The sequence below is a fragment of the Yokenella regensburgei genome (genome assembly GCF_051486985.1).
In the GTDB taxonomy this organism is placed as follows: Bacteria; Pseudomonadota; Gammaproteobacteria; order Enterobacterales; family Enterobacteriaceae; genus CBFFRJ01.
The window spans coordinates 1-22,734 of sequence record NZ_JAHVDV010000003.1 but is presented as its reverse complement, the minus strand read 5'-3'; the positions used below and the strand labels follow the sequence as shown (position 1 = coordinate 22,734).

General features: G+C 54.5%; 26 protein-coding genes and 1 pseudogene. 15 read left to right on the top strand and 12 right to left on the bottom strand.

The window, feature by feature from the left end; genetic code table 11:
* Window positions 1-9: 9 nt before the first annotated feature.
* Both KXR87_RS03280 and KXR87_RS03275 read right to left on the bottom strand, forming a co-directional pair.
* Window positions 10-363 carry a copper-binding protein gene (locus KXR87_RS03280; protein WP_437430844.1) on the bottom strand — a complete coding sequence of 118 codons (354 nt, stop codon included), beginning with the start codon at window positions 361-363 and terminating at the stop codon, window positions 10-12.
* A 54-nt stretch (window positions 364-417) separates the two neighbouring features.
* Window positions 418-780, bottom strand: a complete 363-nt coding sequence (locus KXR87_RS03275; RefSeq protein WP_437430843.1) for a DUF2946 domain-containing protein — start codon at window positions 778-780, stop codon at window positions 418-420.
* A 396-nt stretch (window positions 781-1,176) separates the two neighbouring features.
* On the opposite strand from KXR87_RS03275, the gene dcuC reads away from it, so the two are divergent.
* The 4 genes from dcuC to uspG all read left to right on the top strand — a co-directional run bounded on the left by dcuC (window position 1,177) and on the right by uspG (window position 4,767).
* The gene (gene dcuC / locus KXR87_RS03270; RefSeq protein WP_437430842.1) at window positions 1,177-2,550 is read left to right on the top strand and encodes an anaerobic C4-dicarboxylate transporter DcuC; all 1,374 of its coding nucleotides are present in this window, start codon (window positions 1,177-1,179) and stop codon (window positions 2,548-2,550) included.
* Between the two features lie 97 nt (window positions 2,551-2,647).
* Window positions 2,648-3,457 carry a ribonuclease I gene (gene rna / locus KXR87_RS03265; RefSeq protein WP_437430841.1) on the top strand — a complete coding sequence of 270 codons (810 nt, stop codon included), beginning with the start codon at window positions 2,648-2,650 and terminating at the stop codon, window positions 3,455-3,457.
* 169 nt (window positions 3,458-3,626) lie between these two features.
* On the top strand, window positions 3,627-4,037 hold the full coding sequence (rnk, locus tag KXR87_RS03260; protein WP_437430840.1) for a nucleoside diphosphate kinase regulator: 411 nt from the start codon (window positions 3,627-3,629) through the stop codon (window positions 4,035-4,037).
* A 301-nt stretch (window positions 4,038-4,338) separates the two neighbouring features.
* Entirely contained in the window at window positions 4,339-4,767 is a 429-nt protein-coding gene (gene uspG, locus KXR87_RS03255) for a universal stress protein UspG (RefSeq protein ID WP_437430839.1), read from the top strand.
* A gap of 60 nt (window positions 4,768-4,827) precedes the next feature.
* On the opposite strand, the gene ahpF is transcribed toward uspG, so the two are convergent.
* The gene (ahpF, locus tag KXR87_RS03250) at window positions 4,828-6,393 is read right to left on the bottom strand and encodes an alkyl hydroperoxide reductase subunit F (protein WP_437430838.1); all 1,566 of its coding nucleotides are present in this window, start codon (window positions 6,391-6,393) and stop codon (window positions 4,828-4,830) included.
* Window positions 6,394-6,639: 246 nt separating this feature from the next.
* Window positions 6,640-7,203, bottom strand: coding sequence for an alkyl hydroperoxide reductase subunit C (gene ahpC / locus KXR87_RS03245; protein WP_437430837.1), 564 nt, complete (start codon window positions 7,201-7,203; stop codon window positions 6,640-6,642).
* 886 nt (window positions 7,204-8,089) lie between these two features.
* On the opposite strand from ahpC, the gene KXR87_RS03240 reads away from it, so the two are divergent.
* On the top strand, window positions 8,090-9,313 hold the full coding sequence (locus KXR87_RS03240) for a phosphoadenosine phosphosulfate reductase (protein ID WP_437431026.1): 1,224 nt from the start codon (window positions 8,090-8,092) through the stop codon (window positions 9,311-9,313).
* Window positions 9,298-9,924 (top strand): IbrB-like domain-containing protein, encoded by a 627-nt coding sequence (locus KXR87_RS03235; RefSeq protein ID WP_437430836.1) that lies wholly within the window; start codon window positions 9,298-9,300, stop codon window positions 9,922-9,924. The genes KXR87_RS03240 and KXR87_RS03235 overlap by 16 nt, the downstream gene beginning before the upstream one ends.
* Here KXR87_RS03235 and KXR87_RS03230 read toward each other — a convergent pair whose 3' ends face one another.
* Window positions 9,925-11,085, bottom strand: a complete 1,161-nt coding sequence (locus tag KXR87_RS03230) for a pyridoxal phosphate-dependent aminotransferase (protein ID WP_437430835.1) — start codon at window positions 11,083-11,085, stop codon at window positions 9,925-9,927.
* A gap of 138 nt (window positions 11,086-11,223) precedes the next feature.
* Between KXR87_RS03230 and KXR87_RS03225 the strand changes: the two genes are divergently transcribed.
* The 4 genes from KXR87_RS03225 to KXR87_RS03210 all read left to right on the top strand — a co-directional run bounded on the left by KXR87_RS03225 (window position 11,224) and on the right by KXR87_RS03210 (window position 13,763).
* Complete coding sequence (locus KXR87_RS03225; protein WP_437430834.1) at window positions 11,224-11,835, top strand: methylthioribulose 1-phosphate dehydratase; 612 nt, start codon at window positions 11,224-11,226, stop codon at window positions 11,833-11,835.
* Window positions 11,835-12,524, top strand: a complete 690-nt coding sequence (gene mtnC / locus KXR87_RS03220; RefSeq protein WP_437431025.1) for an acireductone synthase — start codon at window positions 11,835-11,837, stop codon at window positions 12,522-12,524. Before KXR87_RS03225 ends, mtnC begins: the two co-directional genes overlap by 1 nt.
* A complete protein-coding gene (locus tag KXR87_RS03215) occupies window positions 12,521-13,063 on the top strand; it encodes a 1,2-dihydroxy-3-keto-5-methylthiopentene dioxygenase (protein WP_437430833.1) in 543 nt (180 codons plus the stop codon). The genes mtnC and KXR87_RS03215 overlap by 4 nt, the downstream gene beginning before the upstream one ends.
* 136 nt (window positions 13,064-13,199) lie before the next feature.
* Window positions 13,200-13,763: a hypothetical protein gene (locus tag KXR87_RS03210; protein ID WP_437430832.1), complete on the top strand. Its 564-nt coding sequence runs from the start codon at window positions 13,200-13,202 to the stop codon at window positions 13,761-13,763.
* A gap of 73 nt (window positions 13,764-13,836) precedes the next feature.
* Here KXR87_RS03210 and KXR87_RS03205 read toward each other — a convergent pair whose 3' ends face one another.
* The 4 genes and pseudogenes from KXR87_RS03205 to KXR87_RS03190 form a co-directional block, all read right to left on the bottom strand.
* Entirely contained in the window at window positions 13,837-14,172 is a 336-nt protein-coding gene (locus KXR87_RS03205; RefSeq protein ID WP_437430831.1) for a type II toxin-antitoxin system RelE/ParE family toxin, read from the bottom strand.
* A gap of 30 nt (window positions 14,173-14,202) precedes the next feature.
* On the bottom strand, window positions 14,203-14,436 hold the full coding sequence (locus tag KXR87_RS03200) for a type II toxin-antitoxin system Phd/YefM family antitoxin (RefSeq protein ID WP_437430830.1): 234 nt from the start codon (window positions 14,434-14,436) through the stop codon (window positions 14,203-14,205).
* Window positions 14,437-14,572: 136 nt separating this feature from the next.
* Window positions 14,573-14,899, bottom strand: a complete 327-nt coding sequence (locus KXR87_RS03195) for an SdpI family protein (RefSeq protein ID WP_437431024.1) — start codon at window positions 14,897-14,899, stop codon at window positions 14,573-14,575.
* Between the two features lie 39 nt (window positions 14,900-14,938).
* Window positions 14,939-15,241: pseudogene (locus tag KXR87_RS03190) on the bottom strand (type II toxin-antitoxin system HipA family toxin); the annotation flags it as partial.
* A gap of 143 nt (window positions 15,242-15,384) precedes the next feature.
* On the opposite strand from KXR87_RS03190, the gene KXR87_RS03185 reads away from it, so the two are divergent.
* The gene (locus KXR87_RS03185; RefSeq protein ID WP_437430829.1) at window positions 15,385-15,843 is read left to right on the top strand and encodes a hypothetical protein; all 459 of its coding nucleotides are present in this window, start codon (window positions 15,385-15,387) and stop codon (window positions 15,841-15,843) included.
* Between the two features lie 32 nt (window positions 15,844-15,875).
* Here the strand turns inward: KXR87_RS03185 and KXR87_RS03180 are convergent, their stop codons facing one another.
* Together KXR87_RS03180 and KXR87_RS03175 are read right to left on the bottom strand one after the other, a co-directional pair.
* Entirely contained in the window at window positions 15,876-17,150 is a 1,275-nt protein-coding gene (locus KXR87_RS03180) for an MFS transporter (RefSeq protein ID WP_437430828.1), read from the bottom strand.
* Window positions 17,147-18,571 (bottom strand): M20 family metallopeptidase, encoded by a 1,425-nt coding sequence (locus KXR87_RS03175; protein WP_437430827.1) that lies wholly within the window; start codon window positions 18,569-18,571, stop codon window positions 17,147-17,149. Before KXR87_RS03175 ends, KXR87_RS03180 begins: the two co-directional genes overlap by 4 nt.
* A 288-nt stretch (window positions 18,572-18,859) precedes the next feature.
* Between KXR87_RS03175 and KXR87_RS03170 the strand changes: the two genes are divergently transcribed.
* On the top strand, window positions 18,860-19,789 hold the full coding sequence (locus KXR87_RS03170; protein WP_437430826.1) for a LysR family transcriptional regulator: 930 nt from the start codon (window positions 18,860-18,862) through the stop codon (window positions 19,787-19,789).
* Here the strand turns inward: KXR87_RS03170 and KXR87_RS03165 are convergent.
* Complete coding sequence (locus KXR87_RS03165) at window positions 19,780-20,664, bottom strand: LysR family transcriptional regulator (RefSeq protein ID WP_437430825.1); 885 nt, start codon at window positions 20,662-20,664, stop codon at window positions 19,780-19,782. The two genes, KXR87_RS03170 and KXR87_RS03165, sit on opposite strands and share 10 nt — an antisense overlap.
* Window positions 20,665-20,774: 110 nt before the next feature.
* Here KXR87_RS03165 and KXR87_RS03160 point away from each other — a divergent pair, with 110 nt between their 5' ends.
* From KXR87_RS03160 to KXR87_RS03150, 3 genes are all read left to right on the top strand, one after another.
* The gene (locus KXR87_RS03160; protein ID WP_437430824.1) at window positions 20,775-21,425 is read left to right on the top strand and encodes a DsbA family protein; all 651 of its coding nucleotides are present in this window, start codon (window positions 20,775-20,777) and stop codon (window positions 21,423-21,425) included.
* A gap of 8 nt (window positions 21,426-21,433) precedes the next feature.
* Window positions 21,434-22,285, top strand: coding sequence for a Vmh family MBL fold metallo-hydrolase (locus KXR87_RS03155; protein WP_437430823.1), 852 nt, complete (start codon window positions 21,434-21,436; stop codon window positions 22,283-22,285).
* 245 nt (window positions 22,286-22,530) lie between these two features.
* The coding region (locus tag KXR87_RS03150) for a hypothetical protein (RefSeq protein WP_437430822.1) at window positions 22,531-22,734 on the top strand (204 nt) is incomplete at its 3' end.

The following is a 22,734-nucleotide window of genomic DNA, read 5'->3' as shown; positions in this document are numbered from 1 at the left end:
TGTCCCCGATCAGTGTTGTGGCGTCAGGGAAACCAACTGATAGCCGTTATCGTTCTGGCTGAAGGTAAAACTGACCTTTTCGCCCACCTGCATTGCCAGTGCACCGTCGCGTTGCGGCAGAGCAAACTGCATGGTCATCGGCGGCCAGTTGAGATCGGGGATGGCCTGGTGAGCAATAGAAACGGTGTCAGGGGTCACTTTTTTGATAACGCCCAGCGAGCGGTAAACCGGTGCATGCCCTGCCGCGTGCTGCGACATGTCGTGCTGCATAGCCGTCGCGTCATTAGCCTGTACGGCAGAAAAGAGAGAAAGGGAGAGCAGCGCCAGCAGACAGGCCAGCGAAAAACGAAGGTAAGAATACATATCAGAACTCCTGTTGATCGTAAAAGAAAGAAATTTCAACGAATTAACAGGTTTCTACTCTCTGAATCGGCAAAAGCGGATAGTGGCCGGCGGGCCAGCGGCCGGTGGGGTTAATGCCCATCCCTCCCCGACGAGTGCAACACTCACCGGTTTAGCAACCGCAAGGGTCATACTGACGGGCAACGCCACAACCGGCTGATGGCCGGTCTCTTTTTGCACCACGTCAGGCACACAATGTTTGTCGCACAAGGGGGCTTTCATCCCGTGTTGCAAACGCTCTTGTGCATGACTGGTCATTACATGTTCGTAATGCTGCGTCATGACCGTCGCACCCTGCACGTTGAGGTCACAATCATGTGCAGCAATTGCCACCTGACTCTGGATGAACAGCCAGCCGAAGGCCATCAGCAACAACATAAGGTGTCGCTTTATGACGCGCAGTTGACCTGGCCTGCCAGTATGCATATTTACCCGAGAGCAGGGAGAGAGAGGGGTGAGTATAAGCACCCGATTTTTAATTTTTAAAGGCTTTTTTAATTAATTTACGCGATGAATGAATGGGTAACCAAACTCTCGAATATTATTAACTTTTTATTTTCTTTTCCGTCGACCTGTTTTCAGCCCTCCAACCTGTATCGGGTAATTCCTGTTAGAAGCAGGCCGGTGCGGAGAACAAATTTACACGATTATATTCTTAAAACGATCCTTCCTTGATTTTAATCATCTACTCCCTGACCGTTCTTCGGCACATTGCATTTTTTCGTTTTCCCGCAGCCGTTTTTATCTGACCTTCACCCTGGGATCCAGAACACTATGTTAACGATTATCGAACTTCTTATTGGCGTGGCCGTTATCGTCGGCGTCGCACGCTATATCATTAAAGGATACTCAGCGACTGGCGTACTCTTTGTCGGCGGCCTGACCCTGCTCATTATCAGTGCCATTATGGGCCATAAAGTACTGCCAGGCAGCGCCACCAGCACCGGTTACACCGCCACCGATATTGTCGAGTATGTGAAAATTCTGCTGATGAGCCGTGGCGGCGATCTTGGCATGATGATCATGATGCTCTGCGGATTTGCAGCCTATATGACGCACATCGGCGCTAACGACATGGTTGTGAAGCTGGCCTCCCGCCCACTGCGTTTTATTAACTCGCCTTATCTGCTGATGATTGCGGCTTATTTTGTCGCCTGTCTGATGTCACTGGCCGTCTCATCCGCCACCGGACTTGGCGTATTATTAATGGCGACACTCTTCCCGGTGATGGTCAATGTCGGTATCAGTCGCGGTGCGGCGGCCGCAATTTGCGCCTCTCCGGCTGCGATTATTTTATCACCCACATCAGGTGACGTGGTGCTGGCAGCGAAAGCAGCAGAAATGCCGCTGGTGGATTTCGCCTTTAAAACCACCCTGCCTATTTCCATTGCCGCCATTATCGCCATGGCAATTGCTCACTTTTTCTGGCAGCGCTATTTAGATAAAAAAGAGAATATCACCGCCGAAATTCTCGACGTGAAAGACATCACCACCAAAGCCCCGGCTTTTTATGCCATTCTGCCGTTTACCCCCATTATTGGCGTCCTGATTTTTGACGGCAAATGGGGTCCTGAACTGCATATCATCACTATTCTGGTTATCTGTATGCTGCTGTCGGCGGTGCTGGAATTCTTCCGTGGTTTCAACACGCAAAACGTCTTCTCAGGGCTTGAAGTCGCTTATCGCGGCATGGCTGATGCCTTTGCGGGCGTGGTGATGCTGCTGGTTGCCGCCGGGGTCTTTGCACAGGGGCTGAGTACCATCGGCTTTATCCAGAGTCTTATCTCCATTGCCACCTCCTTCGGGTCAGCCAGTATCATCCTGATGCTGGTGCTGGTTATCCTCACCATGCTGGCGGCGATGACCACCGGTTCGGGCAATGCTCCCTTCTATGCGTTTGTGGAGATGATCCCCAAACTGGCGCATGAGTCCGCCATCAACCCGGCCTACCTCTCCATTCCCATGCTGCAGGCTTCTAATCTGGGGCGTACTATTTCCCCCGTTTCCGGCGTGGTGGTGGCAGTTGCAGGGATGGCAAACATCTCGCCCTTCGAGGTGGTGAAACGGACATCAGTGCCGGTGCTGGTGGGTTTGATTGTGGTGATCATAGCCACTGAAGTGCTGGTGCCAGGAGCGGCAATCCGCTAACGCGTACCCTGCCCGATATGCAAAAAGCGCCTCCCCGGCGCTTTTTGTGCTTTAATAACTGCCAGAAATTATCTCACCGTCAGTATCAGGAATATCAATGTTAAGAAAGGGTCTCGTCGCCAGCCTTAGCGTCGCTGTGGCGATCCTCTCGCTCACGCCAGTTCGGGCCGAACCGCTGGTTGCTAAAAAGTATGGGGATTTTGACAGCTATGTTCTGGCTCTCTCCTGGCAGACTGGTTTTTGTCAGAGCCAGCATGATCGGGGTAGCAGGGAGCCGGACGAGTGTCGGCTGCAAAAAGAGCCAGCACAAAAGCGTGATTACCTTACCGTGCATGGATTGTGGCCGGGCCTGCCAAAATCTATCGCGGCCCGCGGGGTCGATAATAATCGCTGGATGCGCTACGGTTGCGCCAGCCGCCCCATTCCTGACATGCCGGAAGCCAAAGCCAGCCGAAAATGTGCCGCCGCTGAAACCGGTTTGTCGCTGGAGATGGCCGATAAACTCAATGCGGTCATGCCTGGTGCCGGAGGCAATTCGTGCCTGGAGCGCTATGAGTACGCCAAACATGGCGTCTGCTTTGGTTTTGATCCAGATGCATGGTCTGGCGTGATGGTTCGCCTGAATCAGGAGGTAAGACAGAGTCCACTGGGCACTTTCCTCGCAACGCATTATGGTAAGCGCGTAACACGTCGGGACCTTGACCTGGCGATGGCGCAATCCTGGGGTGACGGCAGCATAAAGTCGGTTAAATTAAGCTGCAGCGGAAAGCCAGCCTATCTCACCGAACTGCAGTTCACTCTGGATGCTGAATCAATAAACGAACCGCTTACCGCCCAATCTTTTCGTCAACAACCCCATCCGGGCAACTGCGGCGAGAGCTTTATCATCGACCCTCAGGGTTACTGAGACAGGATCGCCGACAAACTTATCATAAACCCGGCAAATGTGAGCCGGGTCACTTCAAACTTGTCGCCAGTGTCAGTATCATCGGATCAGCTAAACCCTCGCTGCCAGTCGGCGAGGGTTTTTCTTTGGATCAACCAGGCGGTGCACCGCCCAAGACATGGAGCAAGAGATGTCCAGACCTGCCATTATCATCAACGAACTCGATGCTGAGCGCATTGACCGCTTGCTGGAGAAACCGGCTTACGCGAACCTGCCGGTTGCGCAGGCGTTAAACACAGAGCTGGATCGTGCCCAAATGTGTAGCCCTGAGGCTATGCCAGCTAATGTTGTCACCATGAACAGCACCGTCACGTTTCGCGATTTGAAAAGTGGCGAAGCACGTACCCGAACCCTGGTCTACCCTACCCGGATGACCGACAGCGCAAACCAGCTTTCGGTGCTGGCGCCCGTCGGTGCCGCGCTGCTGGGATTACGCGTGGGTGACAGCATTCACTGGGAGTTACCCGGCGGAGCTTCAACCGACCTTGAAGTGCTGGAGCTGGTTTACCAGCCAGAAGCGGCGGGTGACTACCTGCTCTGAGTGGTGCCATTGTGCGTAATAACAGAGGGTGCGTTCTGCATCCTCTGACTGACCCTGACCTCCCACATGTCGTCATTTCGCGGCGCGTTCGACTCTGATTTTTAGCGCAACGACGCCTGCAAAGGGGCGAGCCTGCTCTTTATCTTCTCACCCAGCAATCATGGTGGCTGCGGTACGTTACCCTCGCCATTCTGTATTTGGGTCATCCATCGGGAATGTGAATAATTGCCAGCGGTATGGCAAAAATTTCCTGCCGTTTATGCTGCAATATGTGCAACATAACCCACAGGGAGACGCGTTTATGTATCAGACAATCATCATGCCAGTCGATGTATTTGAGATGGAGTTGAGCGACAAAGCCATCCGACACGCTGAGTTTCTGGCACAGGAGACGGGGGTCATTCACCTGCTGCATGTCCTGCCCTCCTCCGCCAGCTTAAGCCTGCACCGCTTCGCCGCCGATATTCGCCGTTTTGAAGAGCATCTGGAGGTTGAAGCCAGGTCAAGACTGAAAACCATGATCAGCCATTTCACGCTGAGTCCAGAGCGTATCCATATTCACGTTCGCTTAGGCAGCGTGAGGGATGTGGTCAATGAAATGGCCGGGGAGCTGAAGGCCGACATGGTGGTGATTGGTTCCCACAACCCGTCCATTACCACCCATCTGTTGGGGTCGAATGCTTCAAGTGTGGTGCGGTACGCGCGCGTTCCGGTGCTGGTTGTTCGCTGAAAAAAAAGAGGCTGCCAGTGGCAGCCTCTTTGCTATTGCAGGTGTAGTCTTACTTTCTTTTTATGCACTCTTGGTGCGGATCAGGTAGTCGAAGGCACTCAGAGAGGCTTTCGCACCTTCGCCAGTGGCGATAATGATTTGTTTGTACGGCACTGTGGTGCAGTCGCCCGCCGCAAACACACCTTTGACGCTGGTTTCACATTTCGCATCAATGATGATTTCGCCCATGCGGTTACGCTCAATGGCACCTTCCAGCCAGGTGGTATTCGGCAGTAATCCAATCTGTACGAAGATACCGGCCAGAGCAATATGGTGCACATCGCCGCTTACGCGGTCACGGTATTCCAGCCCGGTCAGTTTGCTGCCATCACCTTTCACTTCGGTGGTCTGTGCATTGAGAATAATGTCGACATTGGCAAGGCTACGCACTTTATCCTGTAACACCTGGTCTGCTTTCATCTCTGGTGCAAACTCAAGCAGCGTAACGTGTTCCACGATACCCGCCAGATCGATTGCCGCTTCCACACCGGAGTTACCGCCACCGATCACCGCCACGCGTTTGCCTTTAAACAGTGGGCCATCGCAGTGCGGGCAGTAGGTCACCCCTTTGGTACGGTACTGCTCTTCACCCGGCACGTTCATGTTGCGCCATTTCGCGCCGGTGGCAATGATAATGCTGCGTGCTTTTAACACGGCACCTGACGCGGTTTCGATCTGATGCAGACCGCCTTCCACCGCAGCCGGCGTCAGTCTGGTCGCACTTTGAGAATCAATCACGTCCACGTCATATTCTGATACGTGAGCTTTCAGCGCTCCCGCCAGTTTCTGACCTTCGGTTTTCGGTACTGAGATGTAGTTTTCGATGTCCACGGTGTCGAGCACCTGCCCACCAAAACGTTCACCCATCAGGCCGGTACGGATGCCTTTACGGGCGGAGTAAACTGCCGCCGCCGCACCGGAAGGGCCGGAGCCGACAATCAGCACATCATAAGCATCACGTTTGTTCAGCTCTTCAGCGGCACGTTTCTCGGCACCGGTATCAATTTTGGCGACGATTTCGGCGAGCGTCATACGCCCCTGACCGAACTCCTTACCGTTGACGAATACTGCCGGAACGCCCATCACGTTGCGATCGGTAATTTCGTTCTGATAGGTGCCACCATCAATCGCCGTATGTTTAATACGCGGGTTCAGCACCGCCATCAGGTTAAATGCCTGCACCACGTCCGGGCAGTTGTGGCAGGTCAATGAGTAGTAGGTTTCAAACTCAAAATCACCGTCAATGTCGCGAATCTGCGCAAGCAGAGATTGCGCTTCTTTCGACGGATGACCACCGGTCCACAGCAGAGCCAGTACCAGTGATGTAAATTCATGGCCCAGCGGCGACCCCGCAAAACGCGGCCCCTGGTCGGAACCTGGGTTAGTAATCAGGAACGAGGGCTTACGTACCGCCAGGGTGTTGTCTTCTCTGAAAGAGACTTTCTCTGACAGTTCAGCAATCTCAGCCAACAGTTCCTTGATTTCTGCCGATCGGGCGCTGTCATCCAGCGTGGCAATCAGCTCAACAGGTTTAGTCAGTTTCTCAAGGTAGGCCTTGAGCTGCGTTTTCATGTTTGTGTCGAGCATTTTTAATCTCCTGGGCTTAAAACATCATCATGCAAGCTGCCACATATGAGCTGCGTGTACGCAACTTGCATCATGATGCTGGAATAAAATGGGCGCAAAAGCGCCCTGATAGTACTACGCAATTTCCGAGAATTTCGCGTCAGAGCAAGGCGGCTAGCCTGCGAGTCCCCGGGAGCTTACATCAGTAAGTGACCGGGGCGAGCAGGTGACGCCAACGCCGCTATGGCGCGAAAGGCGACGGAAATTTTAGATTTTGCCAACCAGGTCCAGGGATGGAGCCAGCGTCGCATCGCCTTCTTTCCACTTAGCCGGGCATACTTCGCCTGGGTGGGAAGCAACATACTGTGCCGCTTTGATTTTACGCAGCAGGTCAGATGCATCACGGCCGATACCTTCAGCGGTAACTTCGATTGCCTGGATGATACCCTGCGGGTCAACGATGAAAGTACCACGGTCAGCCAGGCCTTCGTCTTCACGCATGATTTCAAAGTTACGGGTCAGGGCGCCAGTCGGGTCGCCGATCATCGCATATTTGATTTTAGCGATGGTTTCAGAGCTACCGTGCCATGCTTTATGGGTGAAGTGGGTATCGGTAGAAACAGAGTAAACGTCTACGCCCAGTTTCTGCAGCTCGTCATGATGGTCAGCAACGTCACCCAGTTCAGTCGGGCATACGAAGGTGAAGTCAGCCGGGTAGAAGAAGAACACGCTCCAGCGGCCTTCGGTATCTTTCTCAGTAACTTCTACGAACTCACCGTTTTTGAACGCCTGGTTTTTAAAAGGTTTGATTTTAGTGTTGATTAAAGACATCTGTACTTCCTCCGTGTTTTCGTTGGGATGTAAGTTAACGAAATTTATTCGACCCGGCTAATGCATTTGCATTATCAAATCAATAAGCGTTAGCTAACAACCCGCACGAAACTGTTTAATAAACCGTACATGAACATTCGATGAAGCTGCAAAACCGCAGCCGCACCGGCAGAAACAAAAAAGCCACCTCACGGGTGGCTTGATACCTGAAAGACCCGTGGGTGCTTCAGCGCCAGTAAGGCTGGCAATGCCTGCGTGACAGCGGCATGGTTTGTCACACAGACGTTAGGGATTAGAACACTCTCGCGCGCGTATAACAATGTAAACCCGTCTGATACTGCCTATGATTGTGATAGGTTTCGCCATTAAAGCTCCTGCACACGCAGAGGGTCATCGTCAGGGTTTTCTGCGTTTCACCGCAGGTTATGTCTGCGATATGAACTGAAATGCTATTTACCCGGGAAATAAAAAGGCTCTGGTAAATAGTAACGAGAAATGTATAGCCGCCTGAACCATCACTGCCATAAAAAATATTCATCCAATGAATAATAGTTAAAACTTTTCATATCACTCATCGCTCCTGCCCCCCTTTAACCGGGCGCGTCAAAGGGAAAGATGACGGCAGGAACCTGCCACGCAACCCGTATTCACTCATAGACCAGACCAATGAATTATTCTCTAAAGCCTACACATAATTACACATGGAAAAACTTACTCCCCTTTGCTTGTAAATACCGACAAAGCGCAACAGTGTTTAAATATAAGTAATACAGGATATTTTAAAATGTTATATCATTGAAATCTATAGAAAATTAAAGATTACCCCGCCGCGTATTTTTATTATCATCTCTCGCTTATTGACGCGTTCATTCAGGAATCATTGATGATGCATATTCAAAAAAGAACGCTGGATCAGAATGTCCTGGAAGCCAGCATAGAGAGGATTACGTGGACACTGGAGACGTTCCCAAAAGTCTGCCTCTCTTTTTCCGGCGGCAAGGATTCAAGCATTATGCTGAATTTAACCGTTCAGCTTGCCCGTAAGTTTAAAAAGAAAATCAGCGTGTTATTTATCGACTGGGAAGCGCAATTTACTTACACCATTAATTTTGTCGAGCAGATGCGGGTGGAGTATGAAGATGTTATCGACAAATTTTACTGGGTAGCGCTTCCTCTCACCACACAAAACGGATTATCTCAGTACGCACCGACCTGGCAGTGCTGGGAGCCGGGCGTTGAGTGGGTGCGCCAGCCTCCGGCACATGCGATTACCCGGCCTGAAACGCTCCCCTTTTATGAGCAGGGCATGACCTTTGAGGCTTTCGTCGGCAAGTTTGCGGACTGGTTTGCCAATAACCGTCCTGCCGCCATGCTGATTGGTATTCGCGCGGACGAGTCTTACAACCGTTTTATGTCCATCGCCTCGGCACGAAAAATGCGTTTTGCCGATGATAAACCCTGGACAACGGCCGCTCCTCGCGGACACGCCTGGTATATTTACCCCATTTACGACTGGAAAACGGCGGATATCTGGACCTGGTTTGCGAAAACCGGCGCGCCTTACAACCCGCTTTACAACCTGATGTATCAGGCTGGCGTCGCGGCCAGGTACATGCGTATCTGTGAGCCTTTTGGGCCGGAACAACGCCAGGGGCTGTGGCTTTATCACGTTGTGGAGCCAGAGCGGTGGGCACTGATGTGTGAACGGGTAAGCGGCGTCAGCAGCGGCGGGGTCTATGCCGGGCAGGACAATCAGTTCTATGGCCACCGCAAACTGCTCAAACCGGCTCATCTGAGCTGGCGCGAGTACGCTCTACTGCTGCTCGACAGCATGCCAGAGCAAACCGCAGAACATTACCGAAATAAAATTGCCGTCTATTTACACTGGTATGAAAAGCAGGGTATGGCGCATATTCCTGATTATCAAAACTGTGACGCCGGCGCGAAAGACATTCCCTCCTGGCGGCGCATCTGCAAGGTTCTGCTCAACAATGATTACTGGTGCCGGGCGCTCTCTTTCAGTCCGACTAAGACCAGCAATTACAAGCGTTATCACGACCGTGTCAAAAACAAACGTAAAGAGTGGGGCATCCTATGCAACAGCAATTAATGCAAGAACTGAGGACGTTACTCGCTTCATTACCCGCAGAGAAACGCATTGATGTCATCAACCGGTTTCGTATCCTGCTTCATGAATACAGCCCCTTTAACGATCAGCCTGTAGACTGCGTGCTGTGGATTGAAAGCAGTAAGATCTCACCCAATGACTACAATCCCAATAACGTCGCCCCGCCGGAAAAAAGGCTTTTACTCAAATCCCTTGAGGCGGACGGCTTTACCCAGCCCATTGTGGTGCAGGAGGCGAAGCCCGACCATTTTGAAATCGTCGATGGCTTTCACCGTCACGAATTAGGGAAAAATCGGGCATCGCTGAAGAAAAAACTCAGAGGCTATCTGCCGGTGACCTGCCTTAGCAGCGATCACGCCAGTAAATCCGACCGTATGGCCTCTACCATCCGCCACAACCGTGCGCGGGGGCGTCACCAGATCAGTGAGATGTCCGAAATCATTCGCGAGCTGGCGCGCAGCGGCTGGGATGATGAGCGAATCGGCAAAGAGCTGGGAATGGACAGTGACGAAGTGCTGCGTCTGAAACAGATCAACGGCCTGACAGAGCTCTTTGCCGGCCGTCGGTTCTCCCGTGCCTGGACGGTGAAATAACTACAGCTGGCATAACCGCTCAGCGGCGGCCAGCAGCGTCGATTCCTGCTTCGCAAAGCACAAACGAATCAGTTTATGCGGGAAGGGATCGGCGCAGAACACGGAGAGCGGGATCGCGGCCACACCCACCTCTTTGGTCAGCCACTGGCAAAAACTCACATCATCAAGACTGGAAATGGCGCTGTAATCCGCCAGCAGGAAGTACGTCCCTTCGCAGGGCAGAATTTCCAGACGACTGCTGCTGAGCGCATTGATCAGTAGATCCCGCCGCGCGCGATAAAATTCCGGTAATTCACGATAATGTTCCGGCTCGGCACGCAGCATGTCCGCCAGCGCCAGCTGTGCAGGCGTATTGACCGAGAAGGTGAGGTACTGGTGCACCTTGCGTAATTCTGCACTGATGGCCGCCGGTGCCACACAGTAACCCACTTTCCAGCCGGTCATGTGATAGGTCTTACCGAAGGATGAGACGGCAATCGCCCGCTGACGCAGTTGCGGGTGTGCCAGCACGCTGGCATGGCCCTCTTTTGCAAAACAGATATGCTCGTAAACTTCATCGCTCAGCACATAAATTTCTTTATCGCCAATTGCCTGCCAGAGCGCTGCAAAATCTTCTTTTCGCCACACCGTCGCCGACGGGTTATGTGGCGTATTGAGGATAACCAGACGGGTTTTATCACTCAGCAGCCCGGCAAATGCCTGCCAGTCGACACGAAAATGCGGCGGCTGCAGGGCAATCCGCTTCAGCACACCACCAGACAGTTGCACCGCCGGGGCGTAGCTGTCGTAGCTTGGGTCAAAGCAGATAACTTCATCGCCCTTGCGCACCAGCGCGGTGATTGCCGCATACAGCGCTTCGGTCGCACCAGCGGTCACGGTGATGTCGGTGCCCGCATCCGGTTTATAGCCATAGAGCGCTTCGGTTTTGTCGGCAATGGCATCGCGCAGCGCCTGCACACCCGTCATCGGTGCGTACTGGTTCGCCCCTTCGGCCACATGGTGCGCCAGACGCGCCTGCAAATAGCGTGGGCCGTCAAAATCCGGGAACCCCTGCGAGAGGTTAATGGCCTGATGCTGCTGCGCCAGCGCGCTCATTTGCGTGAAAATGGTGGTGCTCAGGGCGGGAAGTTTACTTTGCGGAATCAGTGTGTTGTCGCTCATGGTTGCGTGCCTGCTTGTGATACTGATGTTGCCGCCACTATAACACGATGTTAGTATTTGGCAATCAAGACGCTTAGACGTCTAAACCATAACAATATTCCTGCCGACGCGAGCGTATGGCGCACATAAAGGAAGACCATGACAGACAACCTGCAACTTCAAGAACTTGTTCGCGCCTGCCACTGGATTGGCCAGAAAGGCTGGTCCCCGGCCACCGGCGGCAATATGTCGGTACGAGAAGATGCGCAGTGGTGCTGGTTGAGCGAGTCCGGCAAAGACAAGGGCAGCCTGACCACGGATGATTTCCTTCAGGTGTCCATTGCCGACAATCATGCGCCGTCCGGGCGCAGACCCTCAGCCGAGACCGGGCTGCATACGCTGATTTACCGTCTTTTTCCCGATGCCGGGGCCGTACTGCACGTCCACACGGTCAATGCGACGGTGCTCTCTCGCGTGGAACCTGCGCCTGAACTTCTGCTGAGCGGCTACGAAATGCAAAAATCCCTGCGCGGGCAGACGACCCATCTTGATACCGTGCCCATTGCAATTTTTGACAACAGCCAGGATATTGATGCCCTCGCCCGCCAGATTGAGCAGTATGCTCGCGCCCGCCCGCTCAATTATGGTTTTTTACTGCGCGGACACGGTCTGACCTGCTGGGGGCGTGATGTGGCGGAGGCCCGTCGGCATCTTGAAGGGCTGGAATTCCTGTTTGAATGCGACATGCAGCGACGACTGCTGGAGAAATGATGATCCGAGCGATTGTAACCGACATTGAAGGCACCACCAGCGATATCCGCTTTGTGCACAACGTGTTATTTCCTTACGCCCGCGAACGCCTGCCGGCGCTTCTCGCAACACAGCAATATGGGGAGCCGGTGAAAACCATCCTCGACAACCTGCGCGAAGAAATCGATGAGCCTGATGCCACCACCGCCGACCTGCTCGCCACCCTACTGGCGTTTATGGACGAAGACCGCAAATCCACCGCACTGAAAGCCCTGCAGGGAATTATCTGGCACGACGGTTACGTCAACGGTGATTTCACCGGTCATCTCTACCCGGACGTACTGCCAGCACTGGAGCAATGGAAAGCAGAAGGCATTGATTTGTATGTTTATTCCTCTGGCTCCGTGGCGGCGCAGAAACTGTTATTTGGCTACAGCGACGAAGGTGATATTACTCATCTGTTCAGCGGTTACTTCGACACGCGGGTAGGGGCGAAGCGCGAGGTGCAGTCTTACCGCAATATCGCTGAACAACTGGGCATTCCTGCGGTGCAGATTTTGTTCCTGTCAGATATTCATCAGGAGCTGGACGCTGCCGAACAGGCCGGTTTGCGTACCCTACAGCTGATTCGAGGCGACAACGATGCCGCCAGCCATCATCACCAGGTCCCCTCTTTCGACCACATTAAGCCGGAGCAGATCCCTTCATGAGCGCACTGACTATTTATTCAGACAAAGACGCCAGCCAGCCCCTCTGGCAGAGCACTGACGCCACCGAAATCCAGCAAAAACTGAACGCGAAAGCCGTGCGCTTTGAGCGCTGGGAAGCGGATCGCGACCTGGGTGCTGACCCGTCGCCCGAAACGGTGATCACCGCCTATCAGCACGCCATTGATAAGCTGGTTGCAGAAAAAGGCTACCAGAGCTGGGACGTCATCAGCCTGCGCGCCGACAATCCGCAAAAGGAGGCGCTACGCGCCAAATTCCTCAACGAACATACCCACGGCGAAGATGAAGTGCGTTTTTTTGTGGAAGGTGCCGGGCTGTTCTGCCTGCACATCGACGATGCGGTCTATCAGGTATTGTGCGAGAAAAACGACCTGATCTCCGTGCCCGCCGGCACACCGCACTGGTTTGACATGGGCTCAGAGCCGAACTTTACCGCCATCCGCATTTTCGACAACCCGGAGGGCTGGATTGCCCAGTTCACCGGCGATGCGATTGCGGACGGGTATCCGCGCCTGGCGTGATTTTAGTGTTTTATCAGGCCCACCCTTGCGGGGGCTTGATTCCCTTTCCCTACCCATTCCCGTAGCGCCTCTTTCCCTCAACTCTGTACGGACTATACTTCTCACCCAATAAAGATCGATTCACATGGAAGAGACAATGAAGCAAATTGTATTGCTGCTCATGATGATGTTACTGGCCGGTTGCGCAACCACTACGCCGATGCCGAAAGAGGATACCCTCACCTATCTGCGGGTGACGGAGCATTACATCACCGTTCTGTCGGACAACTACGGCTACGTTTTTGAACGCGATAAGACGAGCGATGTGTATAACGACTATAAAGCCTTTTATGATGAGTTCAGGGATAAAAGCCCCGGTGTGGCGGTGTACTTTGTGGTGAAAGATAAAGAGGTCACGGCGGAGTATCGTGCAATTGTCGACGCAACACAGCTCACTCCCGCTCAGGCTGACAGACTCAAATATCACTATAACGCCCACGTGATGGAGTCCGGAAAAACGCTGGTGGCGGTCTTTAAAGCGAGAGGCACTTATGATGGGATTCTGCGTTATCGCACCACTGACGCGACCAGACTGGAACCTCCCGTGACGGTGATGATAACCGACAGGACCGAGCAGAATGTCAGTTATCTGGCACCGCTCATGATCCCTATTTTCCCGCTGGTGATGATGTACGGCTGTGCGACCGGGCCATGTGTGTAAGGGGACCTTCTGCCATTTTTTGCGGATAGTGGAGCAATCAGATGTAATAGATTACTCACACAGATGAGCGCCTTTACATGAGTAAGAGGCGCTTAAATAGCAGTTGCTTTATATCCTGTTTTTGGGCCAGAACAGCATGGACAGTGATGACTTCCGCATCGACTGAATACAGGATCCTATAGCCTCTGCTCGTGTTACATTCCCGATATTTCCCAGAGCCAATCTTTAAAAGTTCCGGGCAAACATGGCAGCCTTGAGGGAACTGACGAACCTTACGTTCAAATTCCTCAAGAAGCTCTTTGATGACGGGACCCGCATTAATGTCGTGGCGGCGAAGGTGATTGATAATTTCCTTCAGGCACATATCCACTGTTGGGGTGTACTCGAAAGACACAATTGACGTTGCCATTTGAATTCCTTTTGCTCAAAGATCCCTGATTTACAAACCAAGGCCGTCCAGGAGTTGTTCCTTACTCACTGCCTTACCTTCGGATTTTTCTTTTTCGGATAGCGTCAACAATTTAAGAAGTGCGATGGCATTTTCTCTGTCTTGCCTTTGCTCCCAGGATTCAATGACATAAGCAGGTACGCCGTTTTGCGTGACCAGAATAGGCTCGTCCAGTTCAAGCGTCGCAGCATTCTTCTTGATATAGCTTATCGTTTCAATTTTCATATATTGTCCTTGCTCTGATCGGTCTTAATTTAGACCAAATATAGACTCATAACAATATTCATTTTGGCTACCGGACGAATCAATTTTCAGCCCTTAGCTACGCATCTTCTCCACTTTAATGGACCCACCATGAGCATCATTTCCGCCCCAGGGCTCTCGCTCTGACCTGAGTAAAAAACACCGGGATCAGCACTTCGAGCATAAACAGCACCAGGCTAATCTTCTGGTTATCTTCACCCGGCTGCCAGTTTCCCAGCAGAGCTGAAAACACAAAAAACGCCACGCCCGCCACAATCATCACTTTGCCGTACAAGCGGTTTACCCGGTACCACTGCCCTTCATCATTGCGCGTTCGCGCGGTTCGCACGCCGTACCAGCGGTTGGGCTTCACTTTTTGCAGCACCAGCGGAATGGCAATTGCCATCAGAACCAGGCTGACAATCCCCAGCCAGATGAAATTCATGTCCACCACACTCTCTCCTTCTTTTCTTAATAAATTCGCTTACTGACTGGCTATCAGCCTCGCATGCAGCTTCATCATGTTGCTAAAAATAGACTCCGCCACCTGTTCCGAAAAATCACCCGGCAACGTGCGTTCGACGTCTTCGACAGCTCGCGGAACATTCCGGGCAAAATCATCCAGAATATTTCGCATCTGCGTATCGGCAAAATTCACCTCTTTCGCCGTGGCGAAAAAGTGCCGGGGGTGAATTTGATGAATTTCACTTTTGCGACCTTTCGTGGCTTTCAGGCTCATGGCGAGTGTGAGATCGCGAAGGTGCAACCCGGTGCCGCCCAGAACAGGGGGTAAAGGCAGCGCCGTTACATCACTTTAACGTCATATTTTGATTAACTTTATGTGGAGATGTAACAGCTTGCTGCTGGTCAGGCGGCGGGCAGACGCCGTAGGATCCACGTTCCTGACGTTATGCCCACGAGAATGGATGCGTGAAATACTCCCTGTTTTTACTGTTACTCACTTTGCCTGCCATAGCGGCACAAGCCGACAACGCCATCAAGCTTAACTGCCCGCCACGCGGGGAGATGACCGTCTCCTTTTTTAACTATTATCTCATCACCATGAAGTGGGGTGACCATTTCCAGGTGGCGTCCGGTAAGACACAGAGTCACACCAAAAGCGGCGTGCCGTTCTGGGCGACAGAATTCGGCAATGGCGATGAGCTGACGTTCTTCCCCAACAGCGGCCAGTACTATCTCTTTTATGCAGGGGCCAGCGAACCTGCGCAATGTACGGTGCAGGGCAGCTATCTCTACCCGGTCATTACGCCACCACGCTACGAAAATAGCCTCGCGAACAGCAAAAACAGCGCGCAAGCGGAGGCCGAAGCAGAAAGGGAAGAAGGCAGTTCGCAGGTGATCTTACGCAGGCCGGGTGCGCAGGGGTAAATCCCCTCTCCGGGCAGAGAGGGGAAGGCAGGTTAACGCAGTTGCTTTTGCGTGTGCCAGAGCGCGGCGACGCTCAGGAACACGGTGACCATCAGGTAGAAGCCCGGTGCGAACTGACTGCCCGTGGCGCTAATAAGCAGCGTACAGATGAACGGTGCGAAACCACCAAACACCGTGACAGCAACGTTATAACTGATGGACATCCCACTGGCGCGCGTTGAGACCGGGAAGATATCCGCCATCACGGAAGGAATGGTTGAGAAGTAAATCGACTTCAGCAGCGCCATCCAGCCTACCAGCAGCGACAGCGACAGCGGCGTCACGTTCAGGCTGGTCAGCCAGAAGGCCGGCAGCAGCGTAAACGCCAGCAGTCCCAGCGCCGTCCAGAGCAGGCGCTCACGTCCGACACGCTCCGCGAGCAGGCCGCCAATGGGCGTCACCACCGTGAGGATGATCCCGGCAATCAGCGTCGCGCTGTAGGCGGAAGAGGCCGGCAGACCGAGGGTTTTGGTCGCCCAGGTCGGCACATAGTTCAGCATATAGTTAATTGCCGTGGAGACCACCATCAGCCCTATTGCCAGCGCAATCAAACGCTTCTGCGAGCCAAACAGCAGCCTGACCGGGTGACGCGGTTTTTCAACTTCCACATAGGCCGTCGGCTCGTGGACGTGACGGCGGATCCACAGCCCCACCGGACCAATCAGCAAACCGAAAGCAAACGGGATACGCCAGCCCCAGTCCAGAAGCTGCTCCGGGGTCAGCCAGTGCGCCAGCCCCAGGCCAAAGGCCGAGGCCATCAGCGTGCTGGCCCCCTGGGTGGCAAACTGCCAGCTGGCGATAAAGGTTTTCCGCTCCGGGAAATGTTCCACCAGAAACGCCGTGGAGCTACCGAACTCTCCCCCTGCCGAAAAGCCCTGAATCAGGCGCGCCAGCAGGATCAGCAGCGGTGCCGCCACGCCGAGGGTGGCATAGCCGGGCATAAAGGTGATGATGGCCCCGCCCAGCATCATCAGGTTGATGGAGAGCAGCAGCGACGCCTTACGTCCGTGCTTGTCCGCATACGCACCTAGTACCACCGCCCCCAGCGGGCGAATTAGAAAGGCGATCCCGAAGCTGCCAAACGCCAGCAGTAACGAAACGGTCGGGTTAGTGGTCGGGAAAAAGACCTGCGCAATATAGCTGGCAAAGAAGCCGTATACCGCAATGTCGAACCACTCTAAAGCATTACCGATGCAGGTCGCAAAAAGCGTTTTTGCCAGGCTCGGGCGTGTGCCGCCCTGCTCTGCTTCACGGGCGAGCGTACTCATTTTGCACCTCCTTTCTGATGCTCAAGGTGGCTTATCAGCAGCTCCGCACCGCGTTCATGCAGGTCCCAGAAAAGTCGGGTCATGATAGCCAGTCCTTCCCGCGCGATCTCAATCGGCAGATGCTCGTCCGGCGCATGTTGCCCGCAGGCGGGGTACGAATGCGGCACCCAGAGCGTCGGCAGGCCCAGAATCCCGGCGAACACATCGTTAGGCAATGAACCGCCCAGGTTAGGCAACAGAGCTGGTTTTTTACCGGTGGTTTCCGCCATCGCATCCAGCGTCCAGTTAACCAGCGGATCGGTGGGATCAAAGCGGGTTGCAGGCGTGCCGCGCACCTCACTGATGGTGACCATCGTGAAACCCTGGGCGTCAAGGTGAGCACGAACCGCCTGTTCCAGTTGCTCCCAGTCGGTGCCAACCACAAAGCGTAGCTGGCACACCGCTGTTGCCTGCCCCGGAATGGCGTTCATCGGCTGAGCCGGGTTGCCCGTGAGGAACGAAAGCACTTCCAGCGTGTTCCAGCCAAACAATTTTTCTGCTGCCGACAGGCCAGGCTCTCCCCAGTGCGGGTCGGCGGCGGGATCCTTTTCCCCACGCGCGGGAGTAATGTCCGACAGAATCGCTTTCAGTGCCGGGGTTAACGCCGGCGGCCTGAGAGCGGCAACCTGGATGACACCCTGACTGTTCACCAGGCTTGCAATGGCGTTCGCCAGTTGAGTGCCAGGGTTGCTTAACAGCCCGCCCCAGTTACCGGAGTGATAATCTTTGGCCCGTGCCTCAATGGTGAGGCGGAAGTTGACGCAGCCACGCGAGCCGAGGAACAGCGTCGGACGTTCTGCGCTGAGGCGCGGACCATCGGAGGCGATAAAGAGATCGGCATTGATGCGATCTTTAAGCTGCTCGCATACCGCTGCCAGCCCCGGTGAGCTCATCTCTTCGCCCATTTCGCACAACCAGACGCAGTTAAAACCTAAGCGTCCGTTGCCCGCATGGAATACCTGTTCGAGCGCGGCAAGGTTTACCGAGTGCTGGCCTTTATTGTCCGCCGTACCGCGTCCGTACCAGTTTCCCTCACGCTCCACCAGCGTCCACGGCGACAGCCCTTCAGCCCAGCGGGCGTCGTCGCCGAACACCACGTCGCCGTGTCCGTAGCACATCACGGTAGGCAGGGATGAGTCTTCTTCGCGGCTGGCGAGTAAGAAGGGCCGGGCCGGATTAACCGGGTTAGCAATAACCTCTGTAGTGAACCCCATCTCATGGAATGCAGGAATGAAGGCTTCGTCGTAATAACGTTTGAGCTGATCATCCCGGTCGGTACGCTGGCTTTCGCTGGGGATAGCCACCCGGCTGGCAAGCGTTGTTTTAAAATGGCCGCTGTCGAACCACGCCAGCGCCTGGTCAACGATCTGTTGTGTTGTCATGTTGTTTACCCTGTCCTCCCCGTCATACGTCGAGCCGCTGCCGCGTTGGCTACGTTCGTTCACCCGAATCACTTACCGATGTAAGCTCATCGGGATTCCCTTAGTTGCCGCCTTGCCGCCACTCGAATTATTTAGGGGTCATTTGCTGCCGTAGCGCAAATAGCTGTTGTTGTCTTTTTGTTCTAAACCAGAACAGAGCTTTGCCACAATAATAATAATTGCAATTTGGCGTTGCCTTTTTGATAAGGGTACACTGCACGGTTTCAGGGCATCGCAGAGGAATCCTCTATGTTGAGCAATGAACTACGCTACTTTTTCGCAGTCGCCACCACCGGCTCGCTCAGCACCGCCAGCGAACAGCTTTATGTGGCCGGTTCTGCCATCAGCCGACAGATACAGAAGCTCGAAACCCGGCTGGGCGTCACGCTGTTTGAGCGCCATGCGCGCGGTATGGTGCTGACCGATGCCGGACAAATTCTGGCTAACCATGTGCGTAAAAGTATGCGCGACATGGAGTTTGCCCTGGCAGAAATTCAGGGGCTGACGGCCGTGCGCAAAGCGCTGGTGCGAATCGCCTGTACCGACGGTATGGCCTTCGATCTGCTTCCCGGCCTGCTGGCGCAATTTCGGCTGGCGCAACCGGGCGTGAGTTTTGATCTGCAGGTGGGCTCCGCCATGCAGGTCGCGGAGTGGATTCGGCGCAACGATTGCGACGTCGCCTTCCAGTTCAGTCTCGCTCCCGAGCGGGATGTGGAAATCATCGCTGCCTGGCCTGCGCCGGTGCTGTTGTTGCTGGCAGAGAGCCATCCCCTGTTGCAGCAATCAGCCGTGGTGATGGAAGATTTACATCATTACCCGCTGATATTACCGGAGGCGGGCACCACCCTGCGCCAGCTGTTTGATCTCTCGTGTCGTATGGCAGGTACATTCCTGGAGCCGGTATTCAGCAGCAATAATTTTGCCGCCCTCTATGGTTTTACCCGGCATACCCCGCATGCCATGACCGTCTGCAGTCATTTCAGCGTGCTGTGGCGTGCCAGGCAGGATGGCATGGCCCTCAGCGCGATTAATAACTCATCACTCAGCCAGCGCACGTTGCAAATCCAGGTTCCGGGCAGTAAACATCGCCCGGCCGCGGTGAGGACGTTTCTCGACCTTACCGCGCAGGCGCTGGAGAAAGAGCACCGACAGTGGATGGCCCACCTGAATCAGGTTTGAGTCGCAAGGTGCTGTCTGATGGCATCCAGAAACAGGCCCAGCGCCGCATGCTGGTGGTCACGTGACTGATACAGGCCATAAATTCCCAGCGGCTGCGGCTCCAGCTGCGCAAGCACCCTGACGAGGCGCCCACTCTCAAGCCCTGGCCGCGCTTCTGTTTCCGGCACCATCGCCAGTCCCACGCCTGCCATTGCCATATCGCAAAGCAGTGATGAAATCCCGGCGCTGAAATTCCCGCTTACCGCCACCGCGACCGCGCCCTTTTGCGGATCGCGGAATGACCAGGATTGCCCTGAAAATCGGCTGTAATGCAGACAATTATGCTGCGCCAGATCCGTAAGGGTAACGGGCGTCCCCATCTGCGCAAGATAAGCCGGTGAAGCGCACAGCACCGACTGACACTCCCCGAGCAGACGGGCAATCACCCCAGGCTCAGGTGAGTTAGTGATGCGAATCGCCAGATCGATGCGCTCCCCTACCAGGCTGACCGGCTGATTATTGATATCCACTTCAATGCGCAGTGCCGGGTAGCGCGTCAAAAAAGGCGGGATAAGCGGTCCCAGAAGATGCGTCGCAGTAAAATGCGCGCAGGCGATGCGCAGCGTACCTGACGGTGTCTGGCTTGTCGCATCGCCTTCGATATCCTGCGACAGAACGGCCAGCTGCCGCGTTTTCTCAAGGATTTTCTCCCCGGCAGGGGTGAGGGTAAGTCGGCGCGTCGAGCGGTGAAGTAACCGTGCCCCCGCCCACTTTTCCATTTCATCCAGATAGCGGCTGACCATCGGACGCGAGATACCCAGCGAGTGCGCCGCCGCACTCAGGCTACCCAGCTCGCAGATGCGATTGTAGGTGAGTGCCGCCATGACCCTGTCCATTGTTACTCCATTTGATCGTTTCATGAAACACAGCATGAATTGTTTCAGGAATAGTAGCAGACGCATCAATCCGTAGAATGGTTATTCCTGACAACCCAACGAGTTTCATCATGGCATTGCAACCCGGCCTTTACTGGATAATCGACCCGCTTTGCGGCTGGAGCTACGGCGCACTGCCTTTGCTCAACCGGGTGGCGCAGGACTTCACGCAACAGCACATCTTACCAGGCGGACTGTTTGTCGGCAGCCAGCGCAGAAAGCTCGATGACAACTGGCTCGCGCACGTTCATGAACATGATGCGCGCATTGCCTCACTCACCGGCATGCCTTTTGGCAGCGATTACCGCACCCAATTGCTGGCAAACAGCGAGATTGTGCTGGATTCCCTGCCATCATCCCGTGGGCTTCTCGCCGTGCAGCGTTTTGCGCCTGACGGTAGCGACCTCGTGTTTCTGAACGCCATCCAGCATGCGTGGTATGAACATGGGCGGGATGTCACCCGCATTGATGTGGTTAATAGGGTGATGAGTCAGGTTATTGCGTCAGGGGCAGCACTCGGGCAAATCCCGGAAAATGAAGCGCTGGCTGCCATTCAGCATGCCCGCATGTTGATGGCGCAAACGGGCGGACAGGGCTTCCCCACCGCCGTATTTATTGATAATGACGGGCAGCACAGACTCCTGCCTGTTTCACGCTACTACGGGCAACCGGCGGCTTTCTTTGGCCTGGTTAAACCGCTTCTCTCTTCACTTAGCCGTTAAGGAACACCATGAACGTAAAATCCGCAGCCCTGATACTCTCACTGGCCGCTGCCCCGGCGTTTGCCGCACCGCTGCAACTGGATGTATACAACCCACAAGATAAAGGGATTTTCCCGGTCTCCTCTACGCTGGTTTCCGGGCCAAAAGAAGCCGTGTTGTTTGATGCGCAGTTCAGCGTGAAAGATGGCGAGGAACTGGTGAAGCTCATCAAAAAGCGTGGCAGGACGCTCAAAGAGATTGTGATTACCTCCGGCGACCCGGATTTCTATTTCGGCCTGGAGCCGCTGGTCAAAGCCTTCCCGCAGGCAAAAGTGGTGGCCTCATCAGCCGTTGTCGACCATATCAAGGCGACTAAAGAGGCCAAACTGGCTTTCTGGAGTCCGCAGATGAAAGAGGGTGCGCCGTCCAAAATCATCGTTCCACAGGTGGCCACCACGACGCACTTTACCGTCGACGGCGAAGCGCTGGAGCTGAAACACGCGGGTGATTATGCCGCTTATGTCTGGATCCCGGCGAACAAAGCGATTCTGGGCGGGACGGCCATTGCGTCGGGAATGCATGTCTGGACGGCTGACACGCAGACGCCTGAAGTCCGCCAGGGCTGGATGAACGTACTGCGTGAGATGCAGGCGTTAAAACCGCAGCAGGTGATTCCGGGACACTACCTGGGTGAACGCCTGGCAGGCGACGCAGCGATTACCTTTACCTATGATTATCTGAAAACCTTTGAGCAGGCGCTGGCTGAAAAGAAAAGTTCGGCGGCGGTCATTGAAACCATGAAAGCGGCGTACCCACAACTGGCGGATGAGAGTTCACTGGAGCTGAGTGCCAAAGTGAACACCGGCGAGATGAAGTGGTAAGACCGTTGAGGGCGCTGTCGCTTTAGCGCCGTCTGCCCCACCCTCACCCCTGCCCTCTCCCTGAGGGAGAGGGAGAAAGGCAGGCCACCGCACGCTGCATCAGCTCCCACACCTCTTTGGGAGAGACACAACGGTTTCAGGCCGCTCGATCGACTCCCTCGCCGCTTTGGTGGAAGCACACAGACCTCAGGCCGCTCGGTCAGTCCCCTCGCCCCTTTGGGGAGAGGGTCAGGGTGAGGGGAAACATGCGGCTCCTGTGGTCATTCCGTTCACCTTATGTTCCTTGCTTCTCTTTAGCGTCAGAACCCGTGAACGTGCCAGGGTGGTTCACCGCCACCACCCTGGCGACCCGGGCTCCCGGCAAGGAAAATCGCCGCTTCGCGGCATTATTCGCCCCATCCCTGGGGCTCACCCTTTCAGGGCTAGCGCAGGCGCTATTCAAAATCGCT